Consider the following 18513-nt stretch of genomic DNA (forward strand, 5'->3'; position numbering starts at 1 on the left):
AACCATATAACTGCAGCTGCAATCGGCGTTAAGAAATAATATCGAAAGGATCGGGAATGGCTATCAATTTGATAGTCCAATACTATAGGTGTTTGGACGATGTAAGACAGCAGGAAATCGATTCCTGTCTACAAAATAATCTATTAAATGAATATCTAGATGCAATCCATCTACTGACAGAGATCCTTTATGATTTTCAAAACTTCAAGAACAGTGAAAAAATTGTCCAGTCTGTAGTCGGTAAAAGACTGTCATACAAAAAAGCTTTTGAATATGCAACGTCACTCGGTGGGGACCATATCTGGATACTAGCTAATGCCGACATCTATTTCGATGACAATTTGAAATATCTGAATGGATTTCCCTGCAATGTGGTTTATTCCTTGACTCGACACGAAGTGCAGCCTGATGGCTCGGTGAAATTCATGGATGAGCAGTATGCTCATGCAAGTCAGGATGCTTGGATATTCAGCAGCCAGTTGGACTTTACGGGTATGTACACAGAGTTTAATCTAGGTGTACCAGGTTGCGATAACAGGATCGCATACGAGTTTTTACGCACAGGCCACACCGTAGTAAATCCTTCAAGGATCGTTAAATGTTTCCACCTGGATTTAACAAAAGAGATAGACATCGAAAAAAGGACTGCCGCCTACATCACTCTCCACACGAATGAGAATATTCTCGATGGTAAGGTCGCCCCACCCCCTTATCAGTTTTTCATATATCCAACTGATCATCTTGGGGTGGAACAGATTGATGTATATAAGGATATGCAAAAGAAATTAATCGACCTCACCCATGCATACCAGGATTTAGACCGATATACTGCTCACAATGCTGAATTGGAAAGTAGAGTTGTCAATCTCAATCGAGAATTGGAAGAATGTCGCGAAATGATTTTAGAGCGAAACAATCAGATAGCCGAGAGGGATAACCAAATAGCGCGAAAGGATGCCCAAATAGCGGAAATATTAAACTCTGTAACATGGAAAATGATGACACCTTTACGAAAATGCCTCGATTTCATTAAAAGACATCACTAGTCTATACAAAGAACGGACTTTCTAGCCATGCATACGAATTCCGAGTGTTTTTATCCCAAAGTATCAATAATAATTCCGGTGTACAATGGGTCAAATTACCTAAATCAATCTATTGACAGTGCATTGGCACAAACTTATCAAAACATTGAGGTGATTGTCATAAATGATGGTTCAACAGACGATCTGGCTACAGAGAATATAGCTAAGTCGTATGGTGACCGCATCCGGTATTTTTGCAAAAACAATGGTGGAGTCGGCTCGGCGCTGAATTTCGGCTTAGATAAAATGACAGGTAAATACTTTTCCTGGCTTAGCCATGATGATATTTACCAGCCGAACAAAATCGAGAGGCAGATAGAACTTCTACGTAAACAAACTAATCCTGAAGGTGTCATCGTTTTTTCTGACTGGGAGAATATTGATGAGAATTCCTCGTCGATTGGGTGCAGAATCATTGACCAAGCAGAGATTGCGAGCAGCATTTATGTTGTCATGAACTGCACGGTAAATGGATGCACTTTGCTCATTCCTAAGAAATGTTTTGATGAGACTGCCTCATTTGATGAGAACCTCCCAACAACACAGGATTACGATCTGTGGTTTAAAATGGCCCGAAAGTACCAATTTTTACATCTTCCCGAGTCATTAGTCCGTTACAGAATACATTCTCAACAAGATTCTTACAAGCATCCAGAACATGTGAAAGAACAGAATATTTTGCATACCAATTTCATATCTAGATTGACTGTGGACGAGATTTTGAATTTAGAAAATTCATTGCCAGTTTTTTATATAAAAAGAGCTATTTTTTATAAGTATAAATTCCCGGTGGCCGAGGAACATGCCTTTAATTTATTTAAATGTACAGTCTCTCAAATAAATCTCTTTCAAATCTTGCAATGTTTACGGTTGTATATTAAGTATAAATCTCTTTAGTCTGTTGTTGCATATTAATAATTAGGTGAAGTTCCAATGGTTAAAGTCAGCGTAATAATACCAACATACAACCGTTCTGAGCTTTTAAAGTGTGCGATAACAAGTGTACTTGACCAGGCCTATGACAACTATGAATTACTAATTATTGACGACGGGTCAACTGATGACACCAAAAGTATTGTCAATGGCTTCGGTTCACCTAAAATCAGGTATATTTACCAGAGTAACAGTGGTCGATCTTCGGCACGGAATTACGGAATTAAGCTTTCCAAAGGTGAGTATGTTTCATTTCTAGATTCCGATGATATTTTTTTACCTAACAAGTTAAGTTTGCAGGTTCAGGCACTTGATGAAAATCCAAACTGCGGGTTGGTATATGCATATGCCAAAAATGTCGATGAAAATGGTAGATTTTTGGATTTTCACTTTGATGGTAATCTATCAGGTAAAATTTACCCCGAAATGTTGTATATAAAGAATAACTATATAACTACTCCGACTGTCATGGTTCGCGCTAAAGTATTAGCTCAGATTGGAGGCTTCAATGAATCCATGCATATGTGCGAAGATCTTGATCTTTGGCGTAGAATTGCTCGAAAGTATGAGGTTAAACAAATTTGTCAATCTTTGGCACATGTTAGAATAAGGACAACTGAGAAAATGAACATTTTGGAGTATATGAGAGGACGGAAACAATATTACGTCAAAGCAATGATAGATGACCATAATCTCAAAGCAATAGCACCTGCCTTATTCGTTGAAATGTATCGAGTCTACTTAAATTGTGCAAAATACCAGAAACAGTATTTCGTGTTATTATACATACTATTCCAATATTTGTTGTTTAGGGCTTTCAACATGGGCATAAAAAATCGTTGTTGACACTATAACTCTGATCAAAATTAGGCACTATTAAATGACTCCTTTAGTTTCGATCATAATACCTGTCTACAATGGCTCAAACTATCTAAAACAAGCAATTGATAGTGCCCTGAACCAAACCTACAAATATATTGAAATATTGGTGATAAATGACGGCTCTAACGATGGTGGCCTGACTGAGGAAATAGCCAGATCTTATGGTGATAAGATCAGGTATCATTGTAAGCCAAACGGTGGGGTAGCCACAGCACTCAACACTGGTATCAACCTGGCTGCCGGTGACTACATCTCCTGGTTGAGCCATGATGATCTTTATCTGCCCCACAAAATAGAGAGGCAAATCTCCACCATTGCATCAATTGGCGGTTCAGATGTTATTTCTTACTCTAACTATGAAACAATAGATGCAAAGAACAATGTCCTCCGTACAGTCAGATTGGAGACATCTGAAATTTACGACTGCAAACTCGCTTTCCTCTTGCAGTTGTTTATTTCTTCTATCCATGGTTGTTCATTGCTGATACCAAGAAAATGCTTTACTGAGGTTGGTTATTTCAAAGAATCTCTGAGAACGACACAAGATTATGACCTGTGGTTCAGATTGTTGCAAAAAGGATTTGCTTTTACCCATTTGCCAGAAATTCTTATTCAATCGCGCTTTCATAATGAGCAGGGGACCCATTCCTTGTATGCCGTCCATCTCAAAGAGGCGGAGCAGTTGTATCTGCGAGCGGTTAATACCTTCTATGACGATTTCGAAAAATTGCCAATAAAGAAGATTGTGGACCTGGTCATTGACCTGAGGGAAAGAAAGCTGAAGCAAACGGCCAATCATGTTTTAAAGTCGATCAAACAGCGCAACATGAGACTTTACATGCAAATGTACGGCGAATATTACAAACCTTTGATCGCAAGCTGGCTGATGTTCCATGTATCGAGACTGACTCAATTGGCCAAAGTTATACTCAGCATCTTGAAAAGAAAGGGGAGGGCGTGAAACAATCAGTTTTGATTCTCGGTGCCACCGGCATGCTCGGTCATACGCTACTTGAGCAATTAGCCGCACGAAAGGACCTGGAAGTCACCGCTACAGTCCGCTGTCAGGGCTCTGTTGAGGGGATAACGACAAAATTGCTAGAAAAGATTGTCGGTAATCTGGATGCCGATAATCCGGATTCTGTTTTGAAAACATTGGCCCAGGTAAAGCCTGACGTGGTCATTAACTGTATCGGCATCATAAAACAATTGCCTTCAGCCAAAGATCCCATAACCGCCATTACCATCAATTCGTTGTTTCCCCATCGGCTTGCCCAGGCTTGCAAAGCCGCCGGCAGCAGGCTCATACATATCAGTACCGACTGCGTCTTTTCCGGCAGCAAGGGAAACTACACTGAAAGCGACGTGGCCGATGCAACAGACCTTTACGGCAGGACCAAGTTTCTCGGTGAGGTGGATTATCCACACTGCGTGACCCTGCGCACTTCCATCATCGGCCACGAACTGAAAGGCTGCTACAGCCTCATCGACTGGTTTTTGGCCCAGGAGGGGGAAGTAAACGGCTATACTGAAGCCATTTACACCGGCTTTCCGACGGTGGAAATGGCGCGGATCATTGCTGACTATGTCATCCCCAATCCACAGTTGAATGGGCTTTACCAGGTCTCATCCGAACCTATCTCAAAATACGAATTGTTGCAGCTGGTGGCAAAGCAGTACAATAAGGACATTCAAATCAGACCATTTCATGATTTTCACTGCGATCGCTCACTTGATTCGAGCCGGTTCAGGAATATTACCGGCTATACACCCCCTTCCTGGTCTGAAATGGTAGCTGCCATGTGGATGGACTGGGCTCGTCACGCCGGCATTGGCGGTTAAAGATCGGTAAAAAGGAGTTCGAAGATGTTTAAGAACAAAGTCCTCTTGATTACGGGCGGTACAGGATCTTTTGGAAATGCGGTCCTCCAAAGGTTCCTGAACACGGACATCGGCGAGATTCGTATCTTCAGCAGAGATGAGAAAAAGCAGGAAGATATGCGTATTGCCCTTAACAGTGCCAAGGTTAAATTCTACATCGGCGATGTGAGGAACCTGGACAGTATCGACTCTGCCATGAAAGGCGTCGATTTTGTATTTCATGCTGCAGCGTTGAAGCAGGTACCTTCATGCGAATTCTATCCCATGGAAGCGGTGCGAACAAACATACTCGGTGCCGAAAACGTTCTGAATGCAGCAATTGCCAACAAAGTGCGCAAACTGGTCGTACTGAGTACCGATAAGGCTGTGTATCCCATCAATGCCATGGGACTTTCCAAGGCTATGATGGAAAAGCTCATGGTGGCGAAATCCCGGTCAACGGACGTCACCGGCACAGTTTTCTGCGCCACCCGTTATGGCAACGTCATGGCTTCCCGTGGTTCGGTGATTCCCCTGTTTGTCAAACAGATCAAAGAAGGGAAGCCGCTGACAATAACCGATCCCAGCATGACCCGATTCCTCATGTCTTTGGAGGATTCTGTCGATCTGGTGCTCTATGCTTACATGCATGCTGTTTCTGGAGATATTTTCATTCAGAAAGCTCCTGCATCCACGATCATGGATCTTGCTGTCGCCCTCAAAGAAATCTTCAATGCCGATAACGAGATCAAGATCATCGGCACTCGACATGGTGAAAAACTTTACGAGTCCTTGGTAAATCGGGAAGAAATGGCGCGAGCGGTTGATTTGGGTGGATTTTACAGGATACCGGCCGATTCCAGGGATCTCAATTACAACAAATATTTCGTTGAAGGCGAAGTCAGTATCTCCCAAAAGGAGGACTACACCTCCCACAATACTCGACGGCTCGATGTCCAAGAGGTAAAAGAGCTCATGCTGAAGCTTGACTACATCAAAGGAGAACTCCATGCTTAAAGTACTCACCCTGGTGGGGACCAGGCCGGAGATTGTCAAGCTCTCACGTGTCATTGCCGAACTGGATAGACACTTGGATCACATACTGGTGCATACCGGGCAAAACTACGACTATGAACTGAATGAAATATTCTTTCAGCAGTTGGAGGTGCGCAGACCCGATTTTTTTCTCGATGCTGCTGCAGAGACTACCGCACAAACCATCGGCAACATAATTTCAAAGTTTGACGAGCTGTTGGTCAGAGAAAAACCTGAGGCCATGCTGGTTTTGGGAGATACCAACTCCAGCCTTGCAGTTATTGCGGCAAAAAGGCGGAAAATACCTATTTTTCATATGGAGGCAGGGAATCGCTGCTTTGATCAGCGCGTGCCGGAGGAGATCAACCGCAAAATCGTCGACCACACCAGTGATATTAATCTCGTGTTCTCCGAGCATGCGCGGCGGTATCTATTAGCCGAAGGAGTACGTCCTGAAACCGTTATAAAAACAGGGTCACCGATGCAGGAAGTTTTAACTTACTATCAATCAAAAATTGATGCCTCGAACATTTTGTCCCAACTGGAATTGAGTCCTTCGGCATATGTGGTGGTTAGTGCCCACCGAGAAGAGAATGTGGACAGTGAAGAAAACTTTACCGATCTTCTGGAATCACTGAATTCGATTGCCGGCCGTTACTCGATGCCGGTCATTGTTTCCACCCACCCTAGGACCAGGAAGCGGCTTGAAGCCTTGGACATATCAGGGCACGATCCGAGAATACGTTTCCTGAAACCTCTCGGTTTCCTGGATTATGTAAACCTCCAGAAAAACGCCTTCTGCGTCATCTCAGACAGTGGTACCATTACCGAAGAATCGTCTATCCTAGGATTCCCGGCGATAACCATCCGCCAAGCCCATGAGCGACCGGAAGGGATGGATGAAACGACCTTGATAATGAGCGGTCTGAAAGCGGAAAATGTCCTTGCCTCCATTGATGTTGCCGCTGCTCACTATGCAGGTGTTAAACGACCTTTTAAGGTCCTCCCCGACTATGATACTGAGAATGTTTCCAGAAAAGTTCTGCGGATAATCATGAGTTACACCGAGTACGTCAACAGGACGGTCTGGTTTAAAAATCACGCCTAAGCATAATGGCTGCTTAAAAACTATTGCGCGCCGATCTGCTGCGTTACTGCTCGCTCAACACCTCAACGTACAAATTTCCGATGAATACGGTAATCCAATTTGGACCACATCGATAAAAGCCAATTGGCTGAAACAGAAAAATTATCTGCCGATAATACCCTTTGCAACGAAGGGGGTGATCCGGCAATGCTTCTGGCAAAGCGTGAATTGGAATTGGCCGAATGTAGATACCATCTCAAACTAATGACCTCCATGTACGAAAATATTGCCTCGTCCACTACCTGGCGATTCACTGCACCGATAAGGGGCTTTCTCGACGCAGTTAAGAAAAGGGATTTCAATTTTAAAACTTTTGCGGAATCGCTACAAAGGGCCGTGTCTAGAATAGTGAAGGCCCCACGGCAGGATTGGGTTGAAGCGGCTAATGCCTGCGACAGCAACGTTGCCATCATGCCTGCTGCTTTTGCAGAGGGTGATCCGACTGGTCAAGTGGCGCAAAGTTTAGTCAAGTTTCTTGCCGACCAGGGTTATCTGGTAATTCATGCGACCTCAGCAATCAAACGATGCAACTCCAGTACAGCAACGCTGAAAGCTGTGCCTTCCCCTGTCATTATTGATAGGTCCGCTTCCCACCCTAATGTCATTAAAGTTCCCTTTCATGAATTGCTGAGCAGGGCGGGCTGTTTGCAACCGCGCAATCCTAGTCAAGCCATCCTTTTTGTTACCATTCCTGCAAAAAATCTGATTGAGTGTCTACCAGCTTTTCGCCTGGCAGGATTTTCTGTCGTCTACTGTGTTATAGCCGATTGGAGTGCACTGCACGATACAGGAGATGCTGACTGGTACGAACGGGAGGTGGAGGAGCAGGCAGTGCTTTATGCGGACGTGGTTAGTGTCATGTCACTAAAACTGAAAGACACATTCTCCCACCTGCGAAGCGACATCTTCTATTTAGGCAATGACTCCCATAATGCTGAACAGTGTCAGGTTTTATTGGGGCAGGAATTTAACCGATTGCTCACCGTGGTAACAAACGAATCCGTCATAAAAGGCATTTATGCTTAAGCTGCTCTATGTTTACAGATTCGCCACATTGGGCGGAGTTGAGAGAGTGCTTATCAGCAGAGCTGAGGCATTTAGAGACCATCAAGTACCGGTAAAAATTTTTCTTTATTTTTTTAAAGATCTTGGTGCTATTGATAAATTAAATAATTATTTCGCGCTTCATGAGTTGTCAGATAACATACAGATAGTTAACAGAATTGATGAGAATCAATATGACTTTATAATTTCGATCGATACTCCCCAGATATTGAAATTTAATATTTCAAAGAGCAAGCTACTTTTTGAATGCCATACTACCTATCTAAACAGCAGGAAATATCTGATGGAATTGCCTGCCGAAGTCAGAGTCATAGTTGTACCTTCTTCTGGTATGAAGACCACCCTGGCGCAGGAGCGGCCAGAACTGAAAAACAAGATTGTTGTTGTGAGGAATTATGTTCCGGAGGACACGACTTCTTACCATGGAGGCAGAATCTGGGTGAAGCGCCCCCTTTTGTACTTGGGCAGAATGGATGAACATAAAAACATCTGCGAGCTCCTTGATGTTTTCGCCTATTATCGCAGCCATTATGGTGATGACATGATGCTGGTGCTTGTGGGGATGAGTGCCGAAACTATCAATCTCCCTCAGGAGTTGCAGCAACGGAATCTTACGGATCGGGCCGTCGTTTTGCCTCCTGTCGGATTTGATAAAGTGAACCGGCTATACTCACTAATAAAAAAACATGGGGGCATATTTATGTCTTCATCGGTAGCTGAATCGTTCGGTTTATCCGCAGCTGAAGCAATGGTAAATGGTTTGCCTGTCCTGTTGTCGGGGACTCATGCCCATGTAGATCTTGTGGAAGGAAACATGAATTTTTTGTACCCCCTGGGCAATGTGCCTACAGGCGCAGGAAAACTGAAACATATTGTTGATAACTATGCTGCACTGTTACCGGAAATCGAAAAGTGCAAAGGGCAGTTCTCCGTGAAAAGGTTCATTGAAGACTGGCAGCTGCTGAAGGATGTGCATGCAAAATGATGTGCAGACGTGGAATGTTTGAACAGATGGTGTGCCGTCTCCGTGAACGCCTTAACCGGGTTACGCCTTTACGCTACCTGTACGTATTCATTACGCTTCTTTCCGGCCAAGGGGGTGCTGCCACCTGGAAAGCCATAAAGCGCAAACTGCATGTGCTGCGCCTGGCAGTGGTACGGCCAAAGGACCGGCAGGACCTGTCCGCGATTCTGGAACTGCACCGTAATCAGCCCGTCATCGTCTACCCTCCTGTAATCAACTGGCACATCCCCCTGTTCCAGCGACCTCAGCAGTTGGCCAAGGCCCTGGCCGGTCAGGGGCTCCTCTATTTCTACTGTACCGATAATTGCCTTTACGATGATGTCCAAGGTTTTGAACAGCTTGTCCCTAACCTCTATCTTACCAACAGATTGTCACTGTTGCAGAGGTTGCCGGGGCGCAAGGTCCTGCATCTTTATTCGACTGATTATCAGACCACGCCGGGAGATATACGGCGGGAGCTCGCACAGGTAAGTTTGATTATCTATGAGTATGTGGATGAACTGAACGACAAGCTTGCCGGTTTTCGCATCCCCAGTTACACCTATGAGAAGCACCGGCTGCTGCTTGAGGATGAGCGCTGTATCGTGGTGGCCACGGCGGACCTCCTGTACCGGGAGGTTGTCTCCTGCCGTTCCCGGAATTGCGCCCTTGTGACTAACGGGGTGGACTATGCTCATTTTGCCGTGCCCCGTAATGCCGAGGCGATTCCGGAAGCTTTGCGACCGGCCATTGCTGCCGGCAGGCCATTGATCGGCTATATGGGCGCTCTGGCCAGTTGGTTCGACTATGAGCTGGTAAGACGCATTGCCAGGGAACGGCCCGATTATACGGTGGTGCTCATTGGCTTTGACTATGATGGCACGTTGGAAAGGCACCGGCTTCACTCTCTGCCGAACTTGATCTTTACTGGCCCCGTGCCTTATCAGCGGCTACCCGAGTACACCTGCTGGTTCGATGTGGCAACCATCCCTTTCCTGCTCAATGACATTACCGAGTCAACCTCTCCCATCAAGCTTTTCGAGTACATGGCCATGGGGCACCCCATTGTCACCACCGGGATGCCCGAGTGCCGAAAGTATCGCTCGGTGTTGGTGGGGGAAGACCATGATGACTTCATTGCCAAAATAGATCATGCGCTGACGCTGCGTGAAGATGCAGTCTATAAACAGCTCCTGCAAATGGAAGCCCTTGAAAATACCTGGGACGCCAAGGCAGGAGTCATCGCCGACCTCATCAGAAAAAATCTCGAACGCCCATGGCGCAATTGACCAGTAAGCGGGCTATTTAATGAAAAAAATTCTCTACCTCATGCATCTACCCTGGGGCTGGATCAAGCAGAGACCCCATTTTATCGCTGAAGGGCTGACCGGCCATTATTCTGTTGATGTTGTTTACCGTTTTTACCGGGTCCCTTTCGAGGGGAAATTGGTTAAAAATGCATCATTGCCGGGGCTTTCCCTCACCCCGCTGGTTATCCTTCCCTTCAACAGGCTCGTGCCGGTTGCGGCAATAAACGCCTGGATCCTCAGACTATACCTCAAGGGAAAAATCGGTGGTTACGACGTCGTCTGGATCAGCCATCCTGAGATGTATGAGGCGGTTGCGCAGATAATCCCTGCGGGTGCTCAGGTGGTGTACGACTGTATGGACAACCACCTGGCCTTTGACCTGGCCCGGCGCAATCCGTCCTGGAGCCGCCGCATGCTGGCTGCCGAAGGGAGCCTTCTTGAGCGGAGCGACACCATTTTCGCCTCCTCCGAGAGCCTTAAAAAAACGCTCATGGAGCGCTATGGCCCCAATAAAGAGATCAACGTGGTCAACAACGGCATTCACCTGGAGGATGAAGGTGCCTGCCAGGTACTGCCACCTGCTGTCGATGCTGCACTGGCCAGCCCAAATATGAAGCTTGTCTACATAGGAACCGTAGCCTCATGGCTGGATGTGGAGCTCCTCGTCAAGACCGTCGAGCGGCATCGGGAGGTAGTGATCCTGCTGATCGGGCCTTGCGAGATAAGCTTGCCGGCCCATGAGCGCATCCTCCACTTGGGACCAGTAGTCCATCGGCAGATTTATACGGTGATGGATAAAGCAGATGCCCTGATCATGCCCTTCACGGTCAATGAACTGGTTTTTGGTGTGGACCCGGTGAAACTCTACGAATATGTTTACAGCGGCAAGCCCGCCATCGCCGTCCGCTACCCGGAAAGCGAGAGATTCGGCGATTATGTACACCTCTACCGGGATATGGACGAGTTTCTCTCCCTGGTGGATCGCCTGATCAGGGGAGAACTGGGGGCAAAAAAAAAACAATCCGATTGCGTCGCCTTTGCCAGGTCTAATACCTGGGAAGAGCGTGTTAAGAAGATCGTATTGAATATTGAGGGGGCTGGTGAAAGAGTGCCTGAATGACATAATGGCGGTGGAAGTTATTTATCGCCGCAAGCTGGCTGACACCGAGACTTTTTCTTCCCTGTCACACTCTTTGGAAAAGCTGGGCGGCTGCCTCGAACTACTGGTCTATGACAACAGCCCCGAACCAATGGAACCGGCCCATCATGATTACCCGGCTTGGCGCATTCAATATGTGCATGACTCTGGGAACCCCGGCATTAGCAAGGCCTATAACGAGGGCTACCGCCTTGCCCGGCAGCTGGGCAAGAAGTGGCTTTTGCTGCTGGACCAGGATACCGTGTTTCCGGAGGATGCCCTTGCCGTTTACTGCCAAGGGATAGAAAAATGCCCTCAGGTTACCCTCTTCGCTCCGGTGCTGAAAGCCGGTGAAGTAATCTGCTCCCCCTGCCGCTATCTAATGCGGACCGGCTTTCATCCAAAAACGGTCAGAACAGGGATTCAGATGCTGCAGGGCAAGGCGGTGCTCAATAGCGGCATGCTGGTCAGGGTCGATGTTTTTGGACGCTGCGGCGGTTTTAATGAGCGGATCAGGCTGGATTTTGCCGATTTTGCTTTCAATAACAGGTTGCGCAGGCATTATGAAACCTTTTGCGTTCTGCCCATTCAGTGCCGCCACGGTTTCTCCGGAACGGGAACGGTGAGCCGCCCTGATGCCCTGAGGCGGTTTGAGTTGTTCCGGGAAGGAGCAGCAAATTCTGTCGAGAGTTTTACCGATGGTGTGCTTTACAGTCTGGTTGTGCTGAAGCGCTGTATTCGCCTGACGGTTCAGTTTCGCTCCTTTTGTTTTGTTAAAAGCTTGCTTGAGATGAGCAAAAAGAGGTTGAATAGGAAGAAGGACGATTAATGCGCATTTCCGTCTGCATGGCGACCCATAATGGCGAGAGGTTCATCCGCCGACAGCTGGAGTCCATACTCTCCCAGTTAACCACAGATGATGAACTGATAGTTTCCGATGATTCTTCAACTGATGGAACAGTTGGCATTATCAAGGGTTTTGGCGATGGGCGCATTCGCCTTTTCCCAAATAACACCTTCTATAGCCCCATCTTTAATTTCGAGAATGCCCTGAAGCATGCCGGCGGGGATGTGATCGTCCTTGCTGACCAGGACGATGTCTGGCTTGACAACAAAGTGGCGGTGATCAGAAAGAAGTTTGCGGCAAAGCCCCGTCGTTACTACCTGATCGCCCTGGACGGTTATGTCATCGATGAGAACGAGGCTATCATCAGTGACTCCATCTTCGCGCGGCTGAATGCCGGGAAAGGCTTCTGGAAAAATATCTTCAACAACCGTTACCTGGGATGTTGCCTGGCCTTTTCAAGGGAACTGCTGGAAATAGCCCTGCCTTTTCCCCGCCGGGTTCCCATGCATGACATGTGGCTCGGGCAATTGTGCGAACTGGCCGGAGAGACGGAGTTCGTGGAGGAGAAAACCATTCTTTACCGGAAGCACGGAGCAAGTCTCACAGATTTCAAGATCCGCTTCATGCCGGTTACCCAGATCAAGCGCCGAATGTTTTTGCTTTACTACCTTTTGTCCAGGAAGCATAGACTATGATCAAGCCAGAGGCGACGCCGTTTCAACCACAGATTTCCATCGTCATGCCTTGCTTTCAGCAGGTTGCATTTCTTGAGGAGGCAGTGCGTTCGGTGCTTGAACAGCCGGTGGATGTTGAACTGCTGGTCATGGACCCCGGCTCCACGGACGGTTCCAGGGAACTTCTGCAATCATTGAAGGGAGAGTTCGGCGAGCGGCTGATTTTGCACTTCGCTCCCGACAGGGGGCAGTCCGATGCCATCAATCGCGGCATGGGCATGGCGCGGGGACGCATCCTGGCATGGCTAAATTCCGATGACCGGCTGCGCCCGGGGGCACTGGCCAAGGTGGCGTCATGTTTTGCCGGGGATGAGCCGCTCTGGATATATGGTCGAGCCGGCATGATCGATGGCGACGGGCGTCCGGCTTCAAGTCTCATTGTCAAATACAAAAACTGGCGCGGGCGCCATTTTACGCCATTCAAGCTGCTGACCGAGAACTTCATCCCCCAGATGTCCACCTTCTGGACCAGATCGCTGTGGCTGCAGGCTGGAGAATTGAATCTTGAGAAGGAACTGGACATGGACTACGACCTCTGGTTCCGCTTTGCCCGCATAGTTTCGCCTCGGGTAGTGCATGAGATCCTGGCGGATTTCAGAATACACGGAGAGGCTAAGGGGAGCGTGAGAGCCTACGAGCAGCTCCTGGCCGCTTATGCCACTGCCCGATCCCATGCCTCCGAATACAAGATCAGGGGAAAAATTGCACTGGCGGTACATCTGTTATGCAGTTGGCGCACGAGGATTCTGTATTACTTTTTGAAGCCTTGACACCTCTTAGCAATGGTTTGGAACACATTAATGCACCTATACATTAGCCCGTAATCGTGCTATTGATGGCTACATACGATGAACAACAAAGGGCACAGGGACGCGACAGATGAGTGCATCTTGGCTGAACGGTAAAATACCCGCTTTCTTTTTTGGAAGGATACGACACGCAGCTGTTGTTCACGGCATGATACTGATGCTCGTGGGTTTTTTTGCCTACGCCAATACCTTCGACGCCCAGTTCAATTTCGACGACGTACCGGCGATTCTCGGCAATCCCACTGTCAGGAGCGCGGAATCAGTGACAGATCCCCTGGCGATACGAGGGAACAGGGGGGTGGGAAATTTCAGCTTTGCCCTGAATTACAAGATTGCCGCCGAGCTCACGGGAGACGGCTTTTCCGTCCGCGGCTATCATTATTTCAACCTTGCCGTCCATCTTGCCAATGCTTTGCTGGTCTATCTGCTGGTGATCCTGACTATCCGGAGGTCCACATCAGGGGAAAGCAGTGAGTGGCGGGGCAGGGGGATCGCTTTTTTGGCCGCTCTCCTTTTCGTCAGCCATCCGTTGCAGACCCAGGCTGTAACCTATATTGTCCAGCGCTTCACCTCTCTGGCCACAACCTTTTACCTATTATCACTGGTCTTTTACATATTCGCCCGCAGCCAGCGGGGTGACTCGACAAACGGCAACCGTTTGAAGGCTGCCGTGTTTTGGGCACTCTCAATCGTGCTGGCGGCACTGGCAATGGGAACCAAGGAAATTGCCATAACCCTTCCATTTACAATCATCCTCTACGAATTCCTTTTTTTCAGGGGAAGCATCGTCAAACGTTTACTGGCAGCCGGCGCCTTTCTCCTCACCCTGATCATCATTCCCCTCAGCATTATCGGTGCATCCGGCGGACAGCTTTTGAGCAGGATAGAGGCTGCAACAAAAGTTCAGACGGACATGTCGCGGCTGGATTACCTGTACACCCAGTTCAAGGTGGTAGTGACCTATTTGAGGCTGCTTTTTTTCCCGGCCGGGCAGAACCTGGAGTACGACTACCCCGTTTCCCATTCCTTTTTCGAGGCGGGGGTGATTCTCTCTTTCCTGCTGCTACTGGCGATATTTGGGCTTGGCGTCTATTTCCTTTATCGTTCGAAGTTCGAGGTTCGAGGTTCGAAGTTCGAAGTTGGCCAAGCGCATTCACCAATCACCAATCACCAATCACCAATAACCAATCACCGCCTCATCGCCTTCGGCATTTTCTGGTTTTTCATTACCCTGTCGGTTGAGTCCAGTTTCATTCCCATTGTGGATGTCATCTTCGAGCATCGCGTCTATCTACCGTCGGTGGGCTTCTTCATCGCCGTCGCCACCCTGGTCGTCCTGGGTGCCGAAAAGCTTTCCCTGGGAAGGCCCAGGGTTGCCGACGGCCTGCTGGTATCCATATTGCTGCTGTCCTGTGTGCTGGCGCTGCTTACCTTCAATCGCAACCGGGTCTGGGCCGATGAGATAACCCTCTGGGAGGATGTAGCCGCCAAATCGCCGAACCTTTCCAGGCCATGGAACAACCTGGGCTACGCCTATCTCAAGCATCGTCTGCCGAAAAAGGCCATCCCGGCCCTCATTACCTCCATAACCATTTCTCCCGGTTCTCCCGATGCCTGGAACAACGTCGGAATGGCACTCACGCAGCTTGGCAGCTATACCGGGCGCTTCAGTCCCACTTATGAACTGTTCGATATGAGTGCCGGCATCACCTCGACCTATCAGAGCGAGTGGTTTGCCCTGGCTTACAACAATCTCGGCCTGGCCTACGATTCCATGGGACAGGTCAATGAATCCATCGAGAACTTCCAGAAAGCGATCTCCATGAACCCGCGCCTGGCTCAGGCCTATTACAATCTGGGACTGGCCTTTCTTGCCATAAAAGACAAAGGGCAGGCTGCAGATCAGTATCGAATGTTGAGATCCCTCGATCCGGAACTGGCGGCAAAGCTGCGGGAAGCGGTGATTGGTGATTGGTGATTGGTGAAGAGTAAATCGGTGAATGGTGAATAGTGATTGGTGATTGGTGAAGATAACCTCGAACCTCGAACTTCGAACTTCGAACAGAAGTTAGGACTGGAATGGCAAAAACGATTGTTGTAATACCGGCATATAACGAAGGTGGCGTCATTGCAGGCGTCATTGAGAAGGTGCGCCGAGCGGTCCCTGATCTGGATATACTGGTGGTCAATGACGGCTCCCGGGATCGTACCGCCAGAGAGGCCAAGGATGCCGGGGCCATCGTAATCTCCCATTCATTCAATATGGGTTATGGGGTGACGATCCAGACCGCCTATAAATTTGCCTATGCAAACGGATACGATTACCTGGTGCAGATAGATGGGGATGGCCAGCATGATCCGGCCTTCATCCCGCACCTTCTCGCTCCTGTTGTCTCCGGAGATACCGACTTTGTCCTCGGCTCCCGTTTCATGGGGGTCGAGAGCTATCGCCCGTCGTTTTCCCGCCGACTGGGGATACTTTTCTTCCGCAAGCTCGTTTCCAATCTCATCGGCCGTTCCATAACAGACCCCACCTCCGGATACCAGGCCTTCAACCGGGAAGTGATGCGATTCTTCACCACCGACGTCTTCCCGTGCGACTATCCCGATGCCGACATGCTCATTACCCTCAACTTGTCGGGCTTCCGCATCAGGGAAATTCCCGTGCGCATGTATGCCAACACCTCGGGGAAAACCATGCATAACGGCTTCAAGCCCCTTTACTACATGTTCAAAATGTGTCTGTCCATTTTCGTTACCCTATTGCGGAACCGGCAACTGTACCGGAGGTAGAACATGCCGTTAAAACAGCAGATTTTTGCCATCATTGTCAGTCTTCTGGTTTTTGTCCTGACCATAGATATGGTGCGAAAGAAGCGGCTGAGGGAGGAATATTCCCTGCTTTGGCTCATCACAAGCGTCTCCATGTTTATTCTGGTCATAAAGTACGACTGGCTCGTGGCGCTTACCCACCTCATAGGTGCCGGACTCCCCACCTCCACCCTTTTCCTGGGATCGATCATTTTCCTCATTCTTCTGGCAGTGCAATTTTCCATAAAAATATCAAAACTTTCCGATCAGTTGAAAGACCTTGTTCAGGATAATGCCCTGATGCGTCATGAGTTTGAAAAGCTCAAAAAAGAACGGGGGAATGAACGAGATTGATGGTTGGCCGCCGTGGCTTGCCCATGGCGGTAGATATTGAATTTTCAATTGCTAATCTTTTCCGTTTCCTGTAGTGTTCACTGCATGAACGATCATGATGACAAGACCCTGGACAGTTATCGTGCCCTGCGGTTGATGGCCGAAATAGCAACAGAGGAACCCATCTCCCAAAGAGAACTGTCCAGTCGACTGGGCATTGCCCTGGGGCTCGTCAATTCATACCTGAAAAACCTGGTCAGCAAGGGTTTCGTCAGGGTGAAAAATTTCCCCCGAAATCGTTACGCCTACCTCCTTACCCCACAGGGGATTGCCGAAAAAAGTCGTCTTGCCTATCAGCATCTGGGTTATTTTTCCAGCCTGTACACCATAGCCCGCCAGGACTACCTGGTCCTTTTCAGGTCGCTCCATGGCCAGGGGGTCCAAAATGTGGCATTTTGCGGCGTCGATGAGGTGGCGGAAATTGCATACCTTTCGCTGAAGGAGACAGGACTTGAGCTTGCAACGGTCATGGATGATGAAGCAGCTGGAAAAACCTTTTTTGACAAAACGGTGACTACACTGGCTATGGGGCTGCTGTCGGGCAATCACCGCATCGTCATCACCTCACTGAAACGCAGAGAGGCTCTGCGGGAAGACCTTTTGAGACTTGGTGTCGATCCGGAACTGATTCTTGTGACGGGAAATTTAGAAAGCTAAAATATGATTATGTCGTTTTGCCATAGCTGACGGGGAAAGGGAGGTACGGAAGTGAGCCTGCTGCAACAGTTTAAAGAAATGATTCCCTACGGTGTCAGGAAAAGTTTGCTGGACTTGGCACGGCCGGACAGGCCGGGTATCGGGCCGGTACTGCGAGGAATGAACCGGGATATGTCAACCATCTTTGACATCGGCGCCAACGTGGGAGATGTTTCCCTACAGATGCTTTACTACTTCCCGAAGGCCTCTGTCTATTCATTCGAGCCTTGCTCAGAAACATATGACCTTTTGGTGCGCAAAATAGCCGAGGCTGGATACAGCGACCGTTCGCACACCTTCAAACATGGATTTTTTGACGAGACAAAAAAAGCGGCGCTCAATATCACTTCCTTCCACGGAGCCAACTCCATGCTTGATATTAGCGAAGAATACCACAGGGCCAACCCCCATATTGCAAAAGTTCGGACGGAGGAGATATCCTTGGTCCGTCTGGACGATTTTGTCGAACAGCAGGGCCTTCGGCACATCGATCTGGTGAAGATAGATGTTGAGGGTGTTGAGCAGCAGATATTGAGAGGAGGGGCGAAAACCTTTTCCACAATGGTGGATACGGTCATTGTGGAAATTTCATTTGTGCGCAATCCACGGGAGTCGGGTGAGTTTGTCAGACTGTTCCAACTGATGCATGAGTACGGTTTTGCCCCGTCGCAATTCTATGATGTGGAACATGTCAACGGGGATGCCAAGTGGAAGTTGGCGCAAGTGGATTGCGTCTTCAGGCGTTTTTGAGGTGTGGGCAAAGGG

Annotated in this window: 19 protein-coding genes; all 19 read left to right on the forward strand. The window is 48.3% G+C overall.

Annotated elements, in window-relative coordinates; translation table 11 throughout:
• The first annotated feature begins 56 nt into the window (after window positions 1–56).
• The 19 genes from GEOB_RS07230 (at window position 57) to GEOB_RS07320 (ending at window position 18498) form a co-directional block, all read left to right on the forward strand.
• Entirely contained in the window at window positions 57–1046 is a 990-nt protein-coding gene (locus GEOB_RS07230) for a hypothetical protein (protein WP_012646541.1), read from the forward strand.
• 27 nt (window positions 1047–1073) lie between these two features.
• Window positions 1074–1982, forward strand: coding sequence for a glycosyltransferase (locus tag GEOB_RS07235; protein ID WP_012646542.1), 909 nt, complete (start codon window positions 1074–1076; stop codon window positions 1980–1982).
• Between the two features lie 36 nt (window positions 1983–2018).
• Entirely contained in the window at window positions 2019–2864 is an 846-nt protein-coding gene (locus GEOB_RS07240) for a glycosyltransferase family 2 protein (RefSeq protein ID WP_012646543.1), read from the forward strand.
• Between the two features lie 34 nt (window positions 2865–2898).
• Window positions 2899–3861, forward strand: coding sequence for a glycosyltransferase (locus GEOB_RS07245; RefSeq protein ID WP_012646544.1), 963 nt, complete (start codon window positions 2899–2901; stop codon window positions 3859–3861).
• Window positions 3858–4742 carry a dTDP-4-dehydrorhamnose reductase family protein gene (locus tag GEOB_RS07250; protein ID WP_012646545.1) on the forward strand — a complete coding sequence of 295 codons (885 nt, stop codon included), beginning with the start codon at window positions 3858–3860 and terminating at the stop codon, window positions 4740–4742. The genes GEOB_RS07245 and GEOB_RS07250 overlap by 4 nt, the downstream gene beginning before the upstream one ends.
• A 24-nt stretch (window positions 4743–4766) precedes the next feature.
• Window positions 4767–5777: a polysaccharide biosynthesis protein gene (locus GEOB_RS07255; RefSeq protein ID WP_012646546.1), complete on the forward strand. Its 1011-nt coding sequence runs from the start codon at window positions 4767–4769 to the stop codon at window positions 5775–5777.
• Window positions 5770–6903, forward strand: a complete 1134-nt coding sequence (gene wecB / locus GEOB_RS07260; RefSeq protein WP_012646547.1) for a non-hydrolyzing UDP-N-acetylglucosamine 2-epimerase — start codon at window positions 5770–5772, stop codon at window positions 6901–6903. Before GEOB_RS07255 ends, wecB begins: the two co-directional genes overlap by 8 nt.
• A 99-nt stretch (window positions 6904–7002) precedes the next feature.
• Window positions 7003–7968, forward strand: coding sequence for a hypothetical protein (locus GEOB_RS07265; RefSeq protein ID WP_154650466.1), 966 nt, complete (start codon window positions 7003–7005; stop codon window positions 7966–7968).
• The gene (locus GEOB_RS07270) at window positions 7961–8992 is read left to right on the forward strand and encodes a glycosyltransferase family 4 protein (RefSeq protein WP_012646549.1); all 1032 of its coding nucleotides are present in this window, start codon (window positions 7961–7963) and stop codon (window positions 8990–8992) included. The genes GEOB_RS07265 and GEOB_RS07270 overlap by 8 nt, the downstream gene beginning before the upstream one ends.
• Window positions 8993–9006: 14 nt before the next feature.
• On the forward strand, window positions 9007–10299 hold the full coding sequence (locus GEOB_RS07275; protein WP_049764338.1) for a glycosyltransferase: 1293 nt from the start codon (window positions 9007–9009) through the stop codon (window positions 10297–10299).
• A 19-nt stretch (window positions 10300–10318) separates the two neighbouring features.
• Window positions 10319–11440: a glycosyltransferase gene (locus GEOB_RS07280; protein WP_012646551.1), complete on the forward strand. Its 1122-nt coding sequence runs from the start codon at window positions 10319–10321 to the stop codon at window positions 11438–11440.
• A complete protein-coding gene (locus tag GEOB_RS19260; RefSeq protein WP_012646552.1) occupies window positions 11421–12287 on the forward strand; it encodes a glycosyltransferase in 867 nt (288 codons plus the stop codon). Before GEOB_RS07280 ends, GEOB_RS19260 begins: the two co-directional genes overlap by 20 nt.
• A complete protein-coding gene (locus GEOB_RS07290; RefSeq protein WP_012646553.1) occupies window positions 12287–13000 on the forward strand; it encodes a glycosyltransferase family 2 protein in 714 nt (237 codons plus the stop codon). Before GEOB_RS19260 ends, GEOB_RS07290 begins: the two co-directional genes overlap by 1 nt.
• Window positions 12997–13809, forward strand: coding sequence for a glycosyltransferase family 2 protein (locus GEOB_RS07295; RefSeq protein WP_012646554.1), 813 nt, complete (start codon window positions 12997–12999; stop codon window positions 13807–13809). The genes GEOB_RS07290 and GEOB_RS07295 overlap by 4 nt, the downstream gene beginning before the upstream one ends.
• Before the next feature lie 187 nt (window positions 13810–13996).
• Window positions 13997–15826, forward strand: coding sequence for a tetratricopeptide repeat protein (locus GEOB_RS07300; RefSeq protein ID WP_230199030.1), 1830 nt, complete (start codon window positions 13997–13999; stop codon window positions 15824–15826).
• Window positions 15827–15927: 101 nt separating this feature from the next.
• Window positions 15928–16641 (forward strand): glycosyltransferase family 2 protein, encoded by a 714-nt coding sequence (locus tag GEOB_RS07305; protein WP_012646556.1) that lies wholly within the window; start codon window positions 15928–15930, stop codon window positions 16639–16641.
• A 3-nt stretch (window positions 16642–16644) separates the two neighbouring features.
• Window positions 16645–17013, forward strand: a complete 369-nt coding sequence (locus GEOB_RS07310; RefSeq protein WP_012646557.1) for a DUF2304 domain-containing protein — start codon at window positions 16645–16647, stop codon at window positions 17011–17013.
• Between the two features lie 84 nt (window positions 17014–17097).
• Window positions 17098–17709, forward strand: coding sequence for a winged helix-turn-helix transcriptional regulator (locus GEOB_RS07315; protein ID WP_012646558.1), 612 nt, complete (start codon window positions 17098–17100; stop codon window positions 17707–17709).
• A 51-nt stretch (window positions 17710–17760) separates the two neighbouring features.
• Window positions 17761–18498 carry an FkbM family methyltransferase gene (locus GEOB_RS07320; RefSeq protein ID WP_012646559.1) on the forward strand — a complete coding sequence of 246 codons (738 nt, stop codon included), beginning with the start codon at window positions 17761–17763 and terminating at the stop codon, window positions 18496–18498.
• The last annotated feature ends 15 nt before the right edge of the window (window positions 18499–18513 follow it).

The organism is Geotalea daltonii FRC-32, from assembly GCF_000022265.1.
Classification (GTDB): Bacteria; Desulfobacterota; Desulfuromonadia; order Geobacterales; family Geobacteraceae; genus Geotalea; species Geotalea daltonii.